Annotated in this window: 11 protein-coding genes; 7 read left to right on the forward strand and 4 right to left on the reverse strand. The window is 63.6% G+C overall.

Going from position 1 to position 13,973, the window contains the following annotated elements:
• Positions 1 to 175: 175 nt before the first annotated feature.
• The 3 genes from LB541_RS11840 to pncB form a co-directional block, all read right to left on the reverse strand.
• Positions 176 to 1,480, reverse strand: coding sequence for an ABC transporter substrate-binding protein (locus LB541_RS11840; RefSeq protein WP_224618472.1), 1,305 nt, complete (start codon positions 1,478 to 1,480; stop codon positions 176 to 178).
• 156 nt (positions 1,481 to 1,636) lie between these two features.
• Positions 1,637 to 3,076, reverse strand: a complete 1,440-nt coding sequence (locus LB541_RS11845) for a hypothetical protein (RefSeq protein ID WP_224618474.1) — start codon at positions 3,074 to 3,076, stop codon at positions 1,637 to 1,639.
• Between the two features lie 200 nt (positions 3,077 to 3,276).
• Positions 3,277 to 4,581 (reverse strand): nicotinate phosphoribosyltransferase, encoded by a 1,305-nt coding sequence (pncB, locus tag LB541_RS11850; RefSeq protein WP_140563619.1) that lies wholly within the window; start codon positions 4,579 to 4,581, stop codon positions 3,277 to 3,279.
• Between the two features lie 194 nt (positions 4,582 to 4,775).
• Here pncB and speB point away from each other — a divergent pair, with 194 nt between their 5' ends.
• Positions 4,776 to 5,831, forward strand: a complete 1,056-nt coding sequence (gene speB / locus LB541_RS11855) for an agmatinase (RefSeq protein WP_140491375.1) — start codon at positions 4,776 to 4,778, stop codon at positions 5,829 to 5,831.
• A gap of 48 nt (positions 5,832 to 5,879) precedes the next feature.
• Here speB and LB541_RS11860 read toward each other — a convergent pair whose 3' ends face one another.
• The gene (locus tag LB541_RS11860) at positions 5,880 to 7,283 is read right to left on the reverse strand and encodes an MATE family efflux transporter (protein ID WP_140491373.1); all 1,404 of its coding nucleotides are present in this window, start codon (positions 7,281 to 7,283) and stop codon (positions 5,880 to 5,882) included.
• Positions 7,284 to 7,537: 254 nt separating this feature from the next.
• On the opposite strand from LB541_RS11860, the gene LB541_RS11865 reads away from it, so the two are divergent.
• From LB541_RS11865 to LB541_RS11890, 6 genes are all read left to right on the forward strand, one after another.
• Positions 7,538 to 8,455 (forward strand): AraC family transcriptional regulator, encoded by a 918-nt coding sequence (locus LB541_RS11865; RefSeq protein WP_140559037.1) that lies wholly within the window; start codon positions 7,538 to 7,540, stop codon positions 8,453 to 8,455.
• 242 nt (positions 8,456 to 8,697) lie between these two features.
• Positions 8,698 to 9,969: an ABC transporter substrate-binding protein gene (locus LB541_RS11870; protein ID WP_140655321.1), complete on the forward strand. Its 1,272-nt coding sequence runs from the start codon at positions 8,698 to 8,700 to the stop codon at positions 9,967 to 9,969.
• A gap of 155 nt (positions 9,970 to 10,124) precedes the next feature.
• Positions 10,125 to 10,991, forward strand: a complete 867-nt coding sequence (locus tag LB541_RS11875) for a carbohydrate ABC transporter permease (protein ID WP_140524193.1) — start codon at positions 10,125 to 10,127, stop codon at positions 10,989 to 10,991.
• A gap of 11 nt (positions 10,992 to 11,002) precedes the next feature.
• Entirely contained in the window at positions 11,003 to 11,815 is an 813-nt protein-coding gene (locus tag LB541_RS11880) for a carbohydrate ABC transporter permease (RefSeq protein ID WP_140491365.1), read from the forward strand.
• 15 nt (positions 11,816 to 11,830) lie between these two features.
• Positions 11,831 to 12,877 carry an NAD(P)-dependent alcohol dehydrogenase gene (locus tag LB541_RS11885; RefSeq protein WP_140673656.1) on the forward strand — a complete coding sequence of 349 codons (1,047 nt, stop codon included), beginning with the start codon at positions 11,831 to 11,833 and terminating at the stop codon, positions 12,875 to 12,877.
• Positions 12,878 to 12,879: 2 nt separating this feature from the next.
• Positions 12,880 to 13,968 (forward strand): ABC transporter ATP-binding protein, encoded by a 1,089-nt coding sequence (locus tag LB541_RS11890; RefSeq protein ID WP_140673654.1) that lies wholly within the window; start codon positions 12,880 to 12,882, stop codon positions 13,966 to 13,968.
• Positions 13,969 to 13,973: the final 5 nt, after the last annotated feature.

Consider the following 13,973-nt stretch of genomic DNA (forward strand, 5'->3'; position numbering starts at 1 on the left):
CACTCACCGATAGCGCAATCGCGCCCCTTGAGGGGGGTGAGAAGTGGTCCGCGCAGCGGACGGAAAGCCAATTGCTTGGCTTTCCGAACGACGAACGCCCGGAGCGACAGCGAAGGGCCGGGTCCGGTAGGACAGAGGGGGGTGGCTTGGCGCTCACGCTTGCTGTTGAGCCGGCCTATAACGCCTGCGTCGTATAATCCCCCTCGGCCTCGTAAAGCCCGTCCTCGATCTTGGTCTTGTGCACCACCTTGAGCTTGCCGCCGTCGACCTTGGAGATGTTCTGGATGCCGAAGCACTGGTGGATCTTGCCGTTGAAGGTTTTTGGCCCCTGCGGATGCTCCGGACCTTCGGCGAATTCGGTCAGCGCCTCGGTCGCCTCGACCAGCTTGGCGCGGTCTTCCGGGCCCTTGTAGCCGGCGTCTTCCATCGCTTTCTTGACGACGTAGAGCGTCTCCCAGCAGCCGAACATGTGCGCGGCGGTGGAGACGTCCTTGGGGTCGCCGACGGCCGCGCCATTGTCGTCGATGCCGACGGCGGCGCGATAGGTCTTCTGCGCCTCGGAATCGTCCGCCTGGGCATAACGCGGCGAGCCTTCCCAGAAATGACTGCCGTCCAGGAATTCGAGCCCGGGGCTGTTGATGTCGACGGCTTCGAGCGAATCGATGAAGCCGAACAGCTGCGGCCGGTTGGAACCGTAGAACTCGCCAAGCTCCTTGACGAAGGTGAGCACCGCCGGGCCGACCATGACGTGGTAGATCACCTCGGTCTCGGCCGGAATCTGCGGGAAGTATTTGGTGAAGGAGCTCTCCGTCGGCGGAATGGCGATTTGCGCGATGACCTCTGCGCCCTGCGCCTTCAGCGCCGGCGGGAGGTAGTCGCGGTGGTCGTAGCCGAAAGCGAAATCGGGGAAGATCTGCGTCACCTTCTTGCCGGCATTGGCCGCGATCCACGGCGCCATCGACTGGATCTGGCTCTTTACGTCCGTGATGCCGGGCTGGAAGACATAGCGGTTGAGCTTGGTCGAGGCGACATGGTGGCCTTCGCTGACGACGAAATAGGGCATCTTGGCTTCGCCGGCGGCGGGTGCCGAGCCGATGACGACATGCGAAAACAAGGTGCCGAAGACGATGTCGGTCTTGTGCTGGGTGGCGAACTTGCCGACCACCTCGGCACCGCGGCCGGGATCGGTGCCGTCATCCTCGATGATGACCTCGACCGGCCGGCCATTGATGCCGCCGGCCGCGTTGATCGCCTTGACCGCAGCGGCCGTGGTCTTCTCGTACCAGCGGCCATAGGCGGCGCCGATGCCGGTTCGGTGCGACTGGAAGCCGATCTTGACCGGGGCGGAGCTTTGCGCCTGGGAGTAGCGGACGAAACCGGGCGCGACCGCCAGGCCGGCGCCGGCGGCCAGACCCTTCAGCGCGGTGCGGCGGGTGAGACCGGCCTTGGAGAGATCGAAAAACCCATTCTTGTCAGTCACGGCAGTTCCCCTGTTTTTGAGTTTTGACCAATGGCTGGAACGTAGCAGACCGCGTCCTGCGGACGGCCGAAATTGCATGTGTACAAACTAAATCACCAAAGCCCGGACACGGCAATGCCGTTTCCCCAGGGGGATCCCGGTTTATTTCCACCGCGTCTAGCCAACGGTCGGCGTGGCGAGCAGCCAGAGGCCGAAGACGGTGTAGGCGATCATCAGCAAGGTGAGCGGAAACTGGCTGAGCGCGGCGCGGGCGGGAACCGGATGCAGGCGTGCGGCGAAGCCGTGGGCGACGAGCACGGCAAGCAGATGACCGAGAATGATGGCACCGGCCTGGATGTTCCACAGCCACCATGCCGAGCCCGCGCCGGCGACGATGCCGGCCTCGATCTGCATGTCGGCGGTGCCTAAAAGGTTCCAGCCGAGCGCAAACGGATCGGACAGCGCCGCAAGCGCATACTGGCCGTCGACCAGCAGCGCCGTCAGGTAATGCGCGATGTGGTAGGCGAGCGCGATCGGCACGATCGACCAGACCAGCAGCCCCGTCGCCTCGCCAAGCCTGTGGCCGCCGCCGGCGAGCTTCTGGCCGACGACCACGGCAAGCAGGAAGACCGCCGCAAGCAGCATGAATGTCAGGACGAGGCCAAAACTGCCGCTGCCGATCACCGCCGTGCGGCCGGGGAATTCAAGCGGATTGATGCCGAACAGGCCCAGCCAGAAGAAGGTCTTCGACAGGCCGTCATAGGAAACCGAGGACAGGGCGAGCAGCAGGAAGGCCACGCCGCTTGCCGGCAAAGGCGCGGCGGTCAGCAGCTTGGCGCCCGGCCAGCATAGCGCAAGCCGGCCGCGCTCGTCGCGCACGAGCGGCGCGAAGCGTGCCACCATTGAGAAGAAGACGGTAAGGAACTCGCCGCTGCGGGCCCACGCCCCATAACCGAACGACAGCATCGCCAGCAAGGTGAACAACCAGTAGAGGCCGGCGGCCCGGGCCAGCCGTGTCGGATCGTCGGGCGCCGGATCGATGAGCTCGAACCAGGCAAAAGCGAAGAACAGGATAACAGCCAGCCAGTATCCGAGCCATGATGGAAGGCGCCTGGCCGCTTCATCGCCTCTGCCGGTCAGACGCAACAGGAGACGCACCGGCCCGTACCAGGGATTGAGCCAGGACCAGAGATCGCCGAGGAAACCTTGCAGCAGCGTGAAGCCGGCCCACAGCAGTGTCCAGATCACCAAGGGCAGCGGGTTGGAGAGCGGATCGCGGCTGCCGAGAAAGCCGGCGGAGATGAGGAATGCCAAGCCGGCAAAGGATATCAGGCTGGCAGCGGTGCGGGCATCATCACCCAGTGTGAACAGTGGCAGGCGCCGCCGCCAGAAACGATCGAGCCGATGCGCCGGCAGCAGCGCCAGCACGAGGAAGCTTGCGGCCACGGCGAAAGCGCCGCCGATCAGGTAATAGCCGGTCGGCAGGAGCAGGACGTGGCCGCGGTCCGAGGCGTGGGCGAAGGCTGGGGTGGGTGAGAGGAGCAATAGAGCGATAGGCAAAAATGCTAATGACCGACGACGGCACTCTACGGCGCCCCCCTCTGTCCTGCCGGACATCTCCCCCTCAAGGGGGGAGATTGGCGGTTTCTCTGTCGGCGCTTCCCTTGCAACGCCGGAGGTTCGCGAAGACGAAGATGACAGCATGATCTCCCCCCTTGAGGGGGAGATGTCCGGCAGGACAGAGGGGGGCGCCAAGGAACTCAGCCTATCCGACTTTGCCGTCTCGTATGGCGATGCCGGAAGCACCGGTCGTGCCCTCACACCTTGACCAACTGCTCCACCCGGTCCTTTTCACCGAAGATGCGCAGATACCGCTCGATCTCCTTGAGGTCACCCGTCGCCTTGGCTGGATTATCCGAGAGCTTCACGGCCGGCCGGCCGTTGGCCTCGGTGACCTTGCAGACCAGCGATATGGCGTCGAGGCTGTCGGTCGCCGTAGGCGCACAGCCCTCGAAATCATTGGTCAGGTTCGTGCCCCAGCCGAAGGACATGCGCACCTTGCCCTTGAAGTGGCGGTAGGTCTCCTCGATGGTCTCGACCTCGAGCCCGTCGGAGAAGATCAGCAGCTTCTGCCTGGGGTCCTTGCCCTTCTCGCGCCACCAGGACAGGATCTTCTCGCCGCCCTCGATCGGCGGCGCGCTGTCGGGGCGAAAGCCCGTCCAGTCGGCCACCCAGTCCGGCGCGTCGCGCAGGAAGGAAGCCGTACCGAAGGCGTCGGGCAGCACGATCAGCAAATTGCCGCCATAGTAGCGCTGCCAATCCTGCAGCACCTTGTAGGGCGCCTGTTTCAATTCCTTTTCCGAATTGGCCAGCGCCCCAAGCACCATCGGCAGTTCATGCGCGTTGGTGCCCAGCGCCTCGAGGTCGTTGTCCATGGCCAGAAGCACGTTGGAGGTGCCGGTGAAAGCCTCGCCGATGCCTTCCTTCAGCGCTTCCACGCACCAGCGCTGCCACAGGAAGGAATGGCGCCGGCGCGTGCCGAAGTCGGAAATACGGATGCCGGGCAGCGCCTTCAGCCGTTCGGTCTTGGCCCACATCTTGGCCTTGGCGCGGGCGTAGAGCACGTCGAGCGTGAAAGGCCCGAACGAACGCAAGGCGGCGCGCGAGCGCAATTCGTTGATGATGGCGAGTGCGGGAATCTCCCACAGCGTGGTGTACATCCACGGGCCGCTGAAGGAGAGTTCATACTGCCCGCCGCGCCTGGAAAGCTCGTACTCGGGCAACCGGAAATTCTCCAGCCAGGCCAGGAATTCCGGCTCGAAGATCTGCTTGCGGCCATAGAAATTGTTGCCCCCCAGCCAGATCATCTCCTTCTTGGAGAAGCGCAAGGTGCGGGCGTGGTCAAGCTGTTCGCGCAACTCGCCCTCGTCGATCTCCTCGGCCAGCCGCACCGAAGTGGTGCGGTTGATCAGCGAAAAGGTGGCGTCGACCTTGGGGTACATCCCCCAGATCATCTGCAGCATCAGAAGCTTGTAGAAATCCGTGTCCAGCAGGCTGCGCACGATCGGGTCGAGCTTCCAGGTATGGTTGTAGACGCGCCGCGCAATATCGGTCCTGGCCATGTCTCGTTACCGCCTTCGCTGCCTGCCGCCCATGATCGCGACAGGCCTCATAGCATCGAATTGGCAAAAGCGCTGCCCGGTTTCAGGCTGGCCCGACAAAAAGAAAGACCTGCGGCAGCCAACCCGTCCGAACGCAATTGATTTTTCCAAAGCGCTACCGGACACTCCGGAGAGACAGACAGGAGAAAACCGACATGGGTTATGACAGCGGCAAGCTCGACGCGTTGCGCCGCAAATATGGCGAGAGCCATGGCGGCGAGATGTTCGACCCGAAGTTCCGCAAGGTCGCCGACAAGATATTTTCCAAGTCGGGCACGCGGCTGGCGCCCTATTCCGGTATCCCCACCTTCCTCGCCGCGCCCTATCGCGAAATATCGGCCGACAACCCGGATTTCGGCGATTTGCAGGTGGCGATAACAGGCGTGCCGATGGATCTCGGCGTCACCAACCGGCCGGGCTCCCGCTTCGGGCCGCGGGCGCTGCGCGCCATCGAGCGCATCGGCCCCTACAATCACGTGCTGGAATGCGCTCCCACGCATGAGCTCAGGGTCGCCGACATCGGCGACGTGCCGTTCCAGAGTCGCTACCGGCTCGAGACCTGCCATGAGGACATCGAGCGCCGCACCAACCAGATCGTCGATGCCGGCGTCATTCCATTGTCGGTCGGCGGCGACCATTCGATCAGCCATCCGATCCTGAAGGCCGTCGGCAAGAAGGCCCCGGTCGGCCTCATCCACATCGACGCCCATTGCGATACAAGCGGCTTGTTCGACATGACCAAGTTTCACCATGGTGGCCCGTTCCGCAACGCGGTGCTCGATGGCGTGCTCGACCCGACGCGCACCATCCAGATCGGCATCCGTGGCTCGGCCGAATATCTGTGGGAGTTCACCTACGAATCCGGCATGACCGTGATCCATGCCGAGGAGGTGACCGGCCTCGGTATCCCCGCCATCATCGAGAAGGCGCGCAGAATAGTCGGCGACGGACCGACCTATGTCTCCTTCGACATCGACAGCGTCGATCCGGCCTTCGCGCCGGGCACCGGCACGCCGGAAGTCGGCGGCCTGACGACTCGGGAAGTGCTCGAACTGCTGCGTGGCCTCAAAGGCCTCAACATCGTCGGCGGCGACGTGGTCGAGGTGGCGCCGCAATATGACGCGACCACCAACACCGCGCATGCCGGCGCCCAGGTGCTGTTCGAAATACTGAGCCTGATGGTGTTCAGCCCGGCGCTCAAAAACAGCTGACGCCGACAATGACGGAAAGGCCACCGGACAACCCGGCGGCCCTCTGCATCAGTGTTCGAACACCAGCGGCGGCGCGAGGCGATCCCGCCGTAGCCAGCGCGCCAGAAGCAGCGCCGCCACCACCGCCAGTCCGCTGGACAGCCCGATCCAGATGCCGACGCCATGGAAGCCGAACGGGAAGGCGAGCAGCACGCCCAGCGGCAGGCCGACGCCCCAGTAGCCGATGGCGGCATAGATCATCGGCACCTTGGTGTCGTGCAGGCCGCGCAGCATGCCGGCGGCAACCGCTTGCGCGCCGTCGAAGACCTGGAACAGGGCCGCGAAGACCAGGAACGATACGGCAAGCGTGATCACCCTGGCATTGGCTGGATTGGTCAGATCGATGAAGGCGCTGATCAAGAGATGCGGCCACAGGATCATTACCAGGCCCATCAGGGCCATGAACGAGACGCCGATGACGAAGGCGGTCCAGCCGGCGCGCGAGACGCCTTCCGGATTGCCGGCGCCATGCGCAAGCCCGACGCGCACCGTCACCGCCTGGTTGAGGCCGAGCGGCACCATGAAGGAGATCGACGCGATCTGGATGGCGATGGCGTGCGCGGCAAGCGAATCCGCGTCGATCAGGCCCATCAGCAGCGCCGCGGCATTGAAGATCGTCACCTCGAAAGCCAGGATGCCGGCGATCGGCAGGCCGAGCCGCAGCAGGCCCTTGAAGCGCGGCCAGTCGGACCGCCAGAAGCGGCCGAACAGATGATAGCGCCTGAATTTCTTCTCCCACATCACCACGGCGGCCATGCCGACGAACATCAGCGTTGAGGACAGCGAGGTGGCAAGGCCCGAGCCTGATATGCCCATGGCCGGGACGCCGAGATTGCCGAACATGAACACCCAGTTGAAGAGCGCGTTGCAGGCGACGGCGACGAAGACGATGATTAGCGCCCAGCCCGGCCGCTCCAGCGCCGAGATGAAGGAACGCAGCACGATATAGCCGTAGAAGGGCAGCACCGCCCATTCCAGCCAGCGCAGATAGATGCCGGCGCTGTGCGCCAGAGCGGGCTCCTGGCCCATGGCGAGCAGCACGTTCTCGCCGTGCCAGAGAAAGATCCAGATCGGAATGCAGATGAGGATCGCCAGCCACAGGCCCTGGCGCACGGTGCGGCGCAGGTCGCGCACCGAATGGCGGCGGCGGCCGAGCTCGGTCGCCATCATCGGCGAGGTCGCCAGCATCAGGCCGAGGCCGAAGATCAGCGGCATGAAATAGAGATTGGCGCCAAGCGCGCCGCTGGCCAGCGTGTCCGCCCCCAGCCTGCCCATCATCATGACGTCGGTGGCCGTCATGGCGGTCTGGCCGAGATTGGTCAGCACCATCGGCCAGGCGAGCGCCAGCGTCGCCCTGATTTCCTGACGCCAAAGATTTTCCGGCGCGCGAGCGCCGGCTTCGATCGCAGACATTGTTCCGCTCTTTCAAGGTCGCGGCGCGTCGGCAAAAAGCCGGAAGCCGCGTGTCAAACGGCAAAACCTTCAGTTTCGCGGCGTTTGCGCCGTCTCTTGAACGAAATGCGACATGAAGGCAAGGGAGGAGGCACTGGAAGAGATTGAGCCAGCGGCATGTCAGGGAGATGCCTGCGTCTCGTTCCCTTGCCGGCCAGGGGCTGCTACGGATCATCAAGAGACATGAGCAGCCGGCGAATTGCCGGGAGGGAAGGATGCAGTTCAGGCGCAGGAAAAATCCGGCCGCGATCCCGCGCACGGCGCCGGCCTTCGAACATATCGTCACCGAGGCGAGCGACAGTTTCCTGTGGCGGCTGGACGACTATCCCTGGGAGCGCAATGTCTGGAATTTCCATCCTGAGTACGAAATCCACCTGTTGCGAAAATCTTCCGGCGTCGTGCTGGTCGGCGACCACATCGGCGAGTTCGGGCCGGGTTATCTGACCATCGTCGGCGGCGGGCTGCCGCATGATTGGGTGACGGCGGTGCAGCCGGGCGAACTGATCGAAGGCCGCGACATCGTCCTCCAGTTCGATGCCGAGAGGCTGCGCGGCTCGGCTGGCCTGTTGCCCGAACTGCGCGAACTGGAGCCGTTTCTGGAGCGGTCGCTGCGCGGCATGGTTTTTCATGGCCGCACGGCATTGGAAGGCGCCGAGCTGATGGAACGGATGGGGGAGGTCAGCGGGCTAACCAGGTTCTGCCTGTTCCTGAATCTCGTCGATCTCCTCGCCAGGACCGACGAATACGAGCTGTTGTCCTCGCCGGATTTCTCCCCGGTTCTGGATGCCGCCTCGCTCGACATCATCCAGCGCACGCTGACCTATCTGTTCCAGCATTTCGCCGAGGATCTGAAGCTGCCTGATGTGGCGGCGCTCGCGGGAATGACCGAGAGCACATTCTCGCGCTTCTTCCAGAAGAACACCGGCAATTCCTTCAGTGACCACCTTGCCAAGCTGAGGCTCTGGCAGGCCTGCAAGCTGCTGGCCGATACCGATATTCCGATCACCGACATCTGTTTCCAGGTCGGCTACATGAACATCTCCAATTTCAACCGCGCCTTCATGCGCAAGCACAAGATGACGCCGTCATCCTATCGCAAGCTGTCGCGGCAGCGGCTGGCGATGCGCGCGTAAGCACGCCCTAAAAACCACCGCCCCCGAGTCCGTTCGATACTCATGTGAGATTGGCCGCAACGGGATGCCGGTTTTTGCGCCGCACAATGCATAAAAGTACAGGTCTTCTGCAACGGGGCTTCTAGCGCGAGCCGCTGCAACTCCGCATTTTGGCGATGGGTGGCAAGTCGCTCGGGCGATGGTGAGGATCGCGCAAGCCGAGGACGTCCGCTTCCTGCGACGTGTTCCTGGAGGAGAAAATAATGAAACCAATTCGGCTCGCTGCCAGCCTTGGTGCAGCTTTCATGCTTTCCGCTACCGTTTCCACCATCGCTTTGGCGCAGGCGCCGGTCTGCTCGGCGCCGGTCAAGGTGCTGGCGCAGCCACGTGACGGCCTGACGCTTCTGGAGGACTCCAAGGCCGAGTTCGAGAAGCTTGCCGGCGCCGGCTTCCAGATCGATTACCTCAACGAGAACGACCGCCGGGCAAAATCGCGCGCCGACGCGTCCACGGTCGGCAACTACAACGTCTACTATGTCGACGAAGCCAATGTCGCGCTGTTCGCTTCCTCGAAATGGATCGTGCCGCTGGCCGACTATTATCCGGCCGACTACGACTATGCCGATTTCGATCCCGGCCGCCAGAAGGTCGCCACCTATGATGGCAAGGTCTGGTTCGCGCCGCTGACCGGCGGCGGCGACCTGATGGTCTATCGCAAGGACGTGCTGGAGGCAGCCGGCATCCAGCCGCCGAAGACGCTCGACGAGCTGATCGCCGACGTGCCGAAGCTGACCAATCCGGACAAGGGCATGTATGGCATCGCGCTGCGCGGCGCGCGCGGTTCGGGCGCCAATGTCTGGCGCTGGATGCCGTTCTTCAAGGCCTATGGCGGCCAGTGGTTCGACGGCGACAAGCCGGTCTTCAATTCCGACGCCGCGGTCAAGGCGACCGAGACCTACCTGAAACTGTTCAAGGATTCGGCGCCCGGCACGCAGACCGGCAGCTGGGATGAATCGACCGGCGCCTTCCTGTCGGGCCAGGTCGCGATCCTGGTCGAATCGACGCCGCTGTCGGGCATGGCGGTCGACCCGAAGACCTCGCAGGTCGTCGGCAACATAGGTTTCCTGCCGCCCCCGTCGCCACTGCCCGGCGGCGGTTACGGCCATGGCCTCGCCATCGCAGCGAAGGCCAATGCCGACGACGCCTCGAAGAAATGCGCCGGCCTGTTCATCGCCTGGGCAACATCGAAGGAAAACGAGAAGCGCCGGCTCGACGCCCACCAGTTCGGCGAGCTGAACCGCACCAGCATTCTGGCCAGCAAGGAATTCGCCGATATTTACGGCGCCGATCTCGGCCAGGCACTGGCCGAAACCGGCAAGGTCACGGCGGTCAATTTCTGGCAGGACCCGCGTTGGCCCGATCTCGGCGACCGCTGGGGTATCATCCTCGAGGAATTGGTCACCGGTACCCGCACCGACATCAAGGGCGGCCTCAACGAACTCGAGGCCTATGCCAACGAGCTGGTGAAGAAATAAGCCATCCTCCCCCTGCGGCGCGCGGTCCACGGCATTCGGTGGAGCGCCGGAACCTGTGCGCCGCAGGTCCTGGTTTCATCATTGCGGTTTGAGCCAGCCTTCGCGCGAAAGGTCAGTCATGCTCAATCATTCGAGACGCAGCAGAGGTTAGACAGATGCCGCGACGCTCATCCCTGCCGGTCACCTTCGTCGTGCCGACACTCGCCATCCTTCTGGTGCTGTCGATGGTGCCGACGCTCTACGCGGTCGTCATCGCCCTGCAGAACCGTGAACTCAGCTCGACAGCCTATTCCTATGTCTGGTTCTCGAACTTCGCCGACCTGTTCGCCGACCGCCGCTTTCTCAACGCCGTCTGGGTGTCGGTGAAATGGGAATTCGTCACGGTTATCGCGACGATGACGGTCGCCATCGGACTGGGCGTCCTGATGTTCGAGGTCGCCTCGCCGCGCCTTCGCAACGTCTATTGCCTGCTGTTCATCATCCCGGTCCTGCTGCCGCGCGTCTCGGCGGCCTTCGTCTGGAAGTTCGCCTACCATCCGCTCTACGGCATCGCCACTTACCCCTACCGGCTGCTGACCGGTGGGCTGATCTTCGATCCGCTGTCCAAGCCGTCGACGGCGTTGTTCGCGGTCGCATCGGTCGATGTCTGGCAATGGGGCCTGTTCTTCGCCGTCATCGTGCTGAAGCTCCTGGAAACGCTGCCGCCGCAGCCGATCGAGGCGGCCCGGCTCGACCATGCCAAACGCTGGCAGATCCACGCCTATGTGACCTTGCCGATGCTGAAGGCGCCGCTGGTCAGCCTGATGTTCGTCAAGATGATCGAATCGCTGCGCTCCTTCGATCTGATCTATGTGATGACCCGCGGCGGTCCGGGCGTGGCAACCGAGACGCTCGACATGTACGCCTTCTCGCAAGGCTTCATCGAGTCCGGCAAGGTCTCCTACGCCTCGGCGATGGCGGTGCTGATGATGATCGCCACGGTCATCACCTTCACCATGCTGTGGAGGCGGGTGCAGGCATGAGGTCATATCGCATGAGACCTGGCCGCCTGATCGGCAAGACCGTGCTGGCGTTTGCCGGTTTCATGGCCGTGTTTCCGTTGCTCTGGACGGCGCTCAATTCGCTGAAGAACAATGTCGACATCATCACCCGCGTCCCGCGCCTGGTGTTCACGCCGACGCTGGCCAACATCAGCTATATCGTCGGCCGCGACAGCGTCATGACCGGCCTCTACAATTCGGTCGTCGCCTGCGGTTGCGCGGTGCTGATCGGCGTGGTGCTCGGCCTGCCGGCGGCCTACGCGGTAGCGCGCTACCCGAACCGCTGGGCCGGCGACATCCAGTTCTTCGTTTTGTCGCTTCGCTTCCTGCCGCCGGTGGCGGTCGCCATTCCGCTGATGGTGATCTGGCTGCAGCTCGGGCTTTACGACACGCTCGCCGCGCTGATCGTCACCTATTGCCTGCTCACCATCTCGGTGATCATGTGGCTCGCCATTCCCGCCTTCCAGGCCGTGCCGAAGGAGGTCGAGGAAGCGGCCTTCGTCGATGGCTACGGCGCCTATTCGGTGTTCTGGAGGATTGCGCTGCCGGTCGCGGCGCGTTCGCTGATCGGTGCGGTGGCTTTCAGTTTCGTGCTGGTCTGGAACGAGTTCCTGATCGCGCTGATGCTGTCGAGCTCCAACGCCAAGACCTTGCCGATCGTCGCCTCGGAACTCTCCCAACAAGGCATGAACGTGCCGTGGGGAATCCTGAACGCCTCGGTCGTGCTTCTGTCGCTGCCGCCGCTGTTGTTTCTCGGCGTGCTCAGCGGCTTCCTGAATTCCGTTTTCCGGCAAAAAAAGACTTGAAGCGAGGACGACACGATGCGGGCACTGGTGCTTGAGAAAAAGGGCGAGCTGGCCCTGCGCGAGATCGCGTTGCCGCTCGACGTCGGCCCGGACGACGTCAGGATCGCCATCCACACGGTCGGCGTCTGCGGCAGCGACGTGCACTACTACACCCATGGCGCCATCGGCAGCTATGTCGTGCGCGCGCCGATGGTGCTCGGCCACGAGGCGTCCGGAACGATCGTCGAGATCGGCGCCAATGTCAGGACGCTGAAGGTCGGCGATCGCGTCTGCATGGAACCGGGCGTGCCGAACCTGTCGTCGCGGGCGACAAAACTCGGCATCTACAATGTCGACCCGGACGTCACCTTCTGGGCGACGCCGCCGGTGCACGGCATTCTGGCGCCGCAAGCCGTGCATCCGGCGGCGTTCACCTACAGGCTGCCCGACAACGTCTCCTTCGCCGAAGGCGCGATGGTCGAACCTTTCGCCATCGGCATGCAAGCGGCGGCGCGCGCGCGCATCGTTCCGGGTGACGTGGCGGCTGTCGTCGGCTGTGGCCCGATCGGCATCATGATAGCGCTGGCCGCCCTGGCCGGTGGTTGCTCGAAAGTGCTGATTTCCGACTTCTCCGCGCCCAAGCTCGAAATTGCCGGGCGCTATCCCGGCGTCGTTCCGGTCAACATCGGCGAGCAGTCATTGGCCGAGGCGGTGGCGGAGGCGACCGACAATTGGGGCGCGGACATCGTCTTCGAGGCCAGCGGCAGCCCCAAGGCGTTCGCCAATCTGTTCGATGTCGTGCGCCCTGGCGGCGCGGTGGTGCTCGTCGGGCTGCCGGTGGAGCCGGTGTCGCTCAACGTGCCGGCGGCCATATCGAAGGAAGTGCGCATCGAAACCGTGTTCCGCTATGCCAACATCTTCGACCGCGCTTTGCAGCTCATCGCCTCCGGTAAGGTCGATCTCAAGCCGCTGATCACTGGCACCTATGATTTCTCCGACAGCATCGAGGCTTTCGAGCGGGCGGCGGCAGCGCACCCGCAGGACGTCAAGCTGCAGATCCTGCTCAGCGGCAAAAAGGGCTGACCATGTCCGCGATCACCTGTTCCCATGTCGACAAGGCCTATGGCGCCACGACAGTCATCCGCGACCTCAACCTCTCGATCGAGGAGCACGAGTTCGTCGTGTTCCTCGGCCCGTCCGGCTGTGGCAAGTCGACCTTGCTGCGCATGTTGGCGGGGCTGGAGGACATCAGCGGCGGCGAGGTCTCGATCGGCGGCAAGGTGGTCAACGATCTCGATCCGGGCGACCGCGGCATCGCCATGGTGTTCCAGAACTATGCCCTTTACCCGCACATGACGATCTTCGACAACATCGCCTTCGGGCTGCGGCGCCAGAAAGTGCCGGCGGCCGAGATCCAGAAGCGGGTCGAAGCGGTGTCAAGGACGCTCGGGCTGGAACCCTATCTCGGCCGCAAGCCGGCCGAGCTTTCCGGCGGCCAGCAGCAGCGCGTGGCGATCGCGCGCGCCATGATCAAGACGCCGAAAGTCTTCCTGTTCGACGAGCCGCTGTCCAATCTCGACGCCAAGCTGCGCAACCACATGCGCGTCGAGATCGCGCGGCTGCACCAGTCGCTGAAGACCACCACCGTCTATGTCACCCATGACCAGCTCGAAGCGATGACGCTCGCCGACCGCATCGTGCTGCTCAAGGACGGCGTCATCGAGCAGGTCGGCTCGCCGGCGGAAATCTACGAGCGGCCGGGCAATCTGTTCGTTGCCGGCTTCATCGGCACGCCGAACATGAATTTCATCGATTTGACGGTGGCCCGGAAAGAAAATGGCTGGATGCTGACCAATGGCGGAACTGTCTTCACCGTCAACGGCTCGCGCTTCAAGCTCCAACATGGCGAGCAGGCGGTGCTTGGCATCAGGCCCCCGGATCTCAAGCCCGCGACCCCCGGCAGCGCCGGAAATTTCCTGGCGGGAACGGCCGATCTCATCGAGTTTCATGGCAACGATGCACTGGTGACATTCGCTCTTGGCGGCAAGGAGATCAGCGCACTCGTTCCCAGCCGCGTCTGCCCAACTATCCGCAGCGATGTCCGCTATACGTTTGACGAATCGGATATGCATCTGTTCGATGCCAAGTCCGGCCTATCCTTGTTGACACGGTAAGGCGC

This window comes from Mesorhizobium sp. BR1-1-15 (genome assembly GCF_020165475.1).
Classification (GTDB): Bacteria; Pseudomonadota; Alphaproteobacteria; order Rhizobiales; family Rhizobiaceae; genus Mesorhizobium.

Coding starts and splice junctions, on each gene's coding strand:
- LB541_RS11845 (WP_224618474.1), bottom strand. CDS start 3,076: ATGTCCGGCAGGACAGAGGGGGGCGCCGTAGAGTGCCGTCGTCGGTCA.
- speB (WP_140491375.1), top strand. CDS start 4,776: ATGGGTTATGACAGCGGCAAGCTCGACGCGTTGCGCCGCAAATATGGC.
- LB541_RS11870 (WP_140655321.1), top strand. CDS start 8,698: ATGAAACCAATTCGGCTCGCTGCCAGCCTTGGTGCAGCTTTCATGCTT.
- pncB (WP_140563619.1), bottom strand. CDS start 4,581: ATGGCCAGGACCGATATTGCGCGGCGCGTCTACAACCATACCTGGAAG.
- LB541_RS11865 (WP_140559037.1), top strand. CDS start 7,538: ATGCAGTTCAGGCGCAGGAAAAATCCGGCCGCGATCCCGCGCACGGCG.
- LB541_RS11875 (WP_140524193.1), top strand. CDS start 10,125: ATGCCGCGACGCTCATCCCTGCCGGTCACCTTCGTCGTGCCGACACTC.
- LB541_RS11890 (WP_140673654.1), top strand. CDS start 12,880: ATGTCCGCGATCACCTGTTCCCATGTCGACAAGGCCTATGGCGCCACG.
- LB541_RS11860 (WP_140491373.1), bottom strand. CDS start 7,283: ATGTCTGCGATCGAAGCCGGCGCTCGCGCGCCGGAAAATCTTTGGCGT.
- LB541_RS11880 (WP_140491365.1), top strand. CDS start 11,003: ATGAGACCTGGCCGCCTGATCGGCAAGACCGTGCTGGCGTTTGCCGGT.
- LB541_RS11885 (WP_140673656.1), top strand. CDS start 11,831: ATGCGGGCACTGGTGCTTGAGAAAAAGGGCGAGCTGGCCCTGCGCGAG.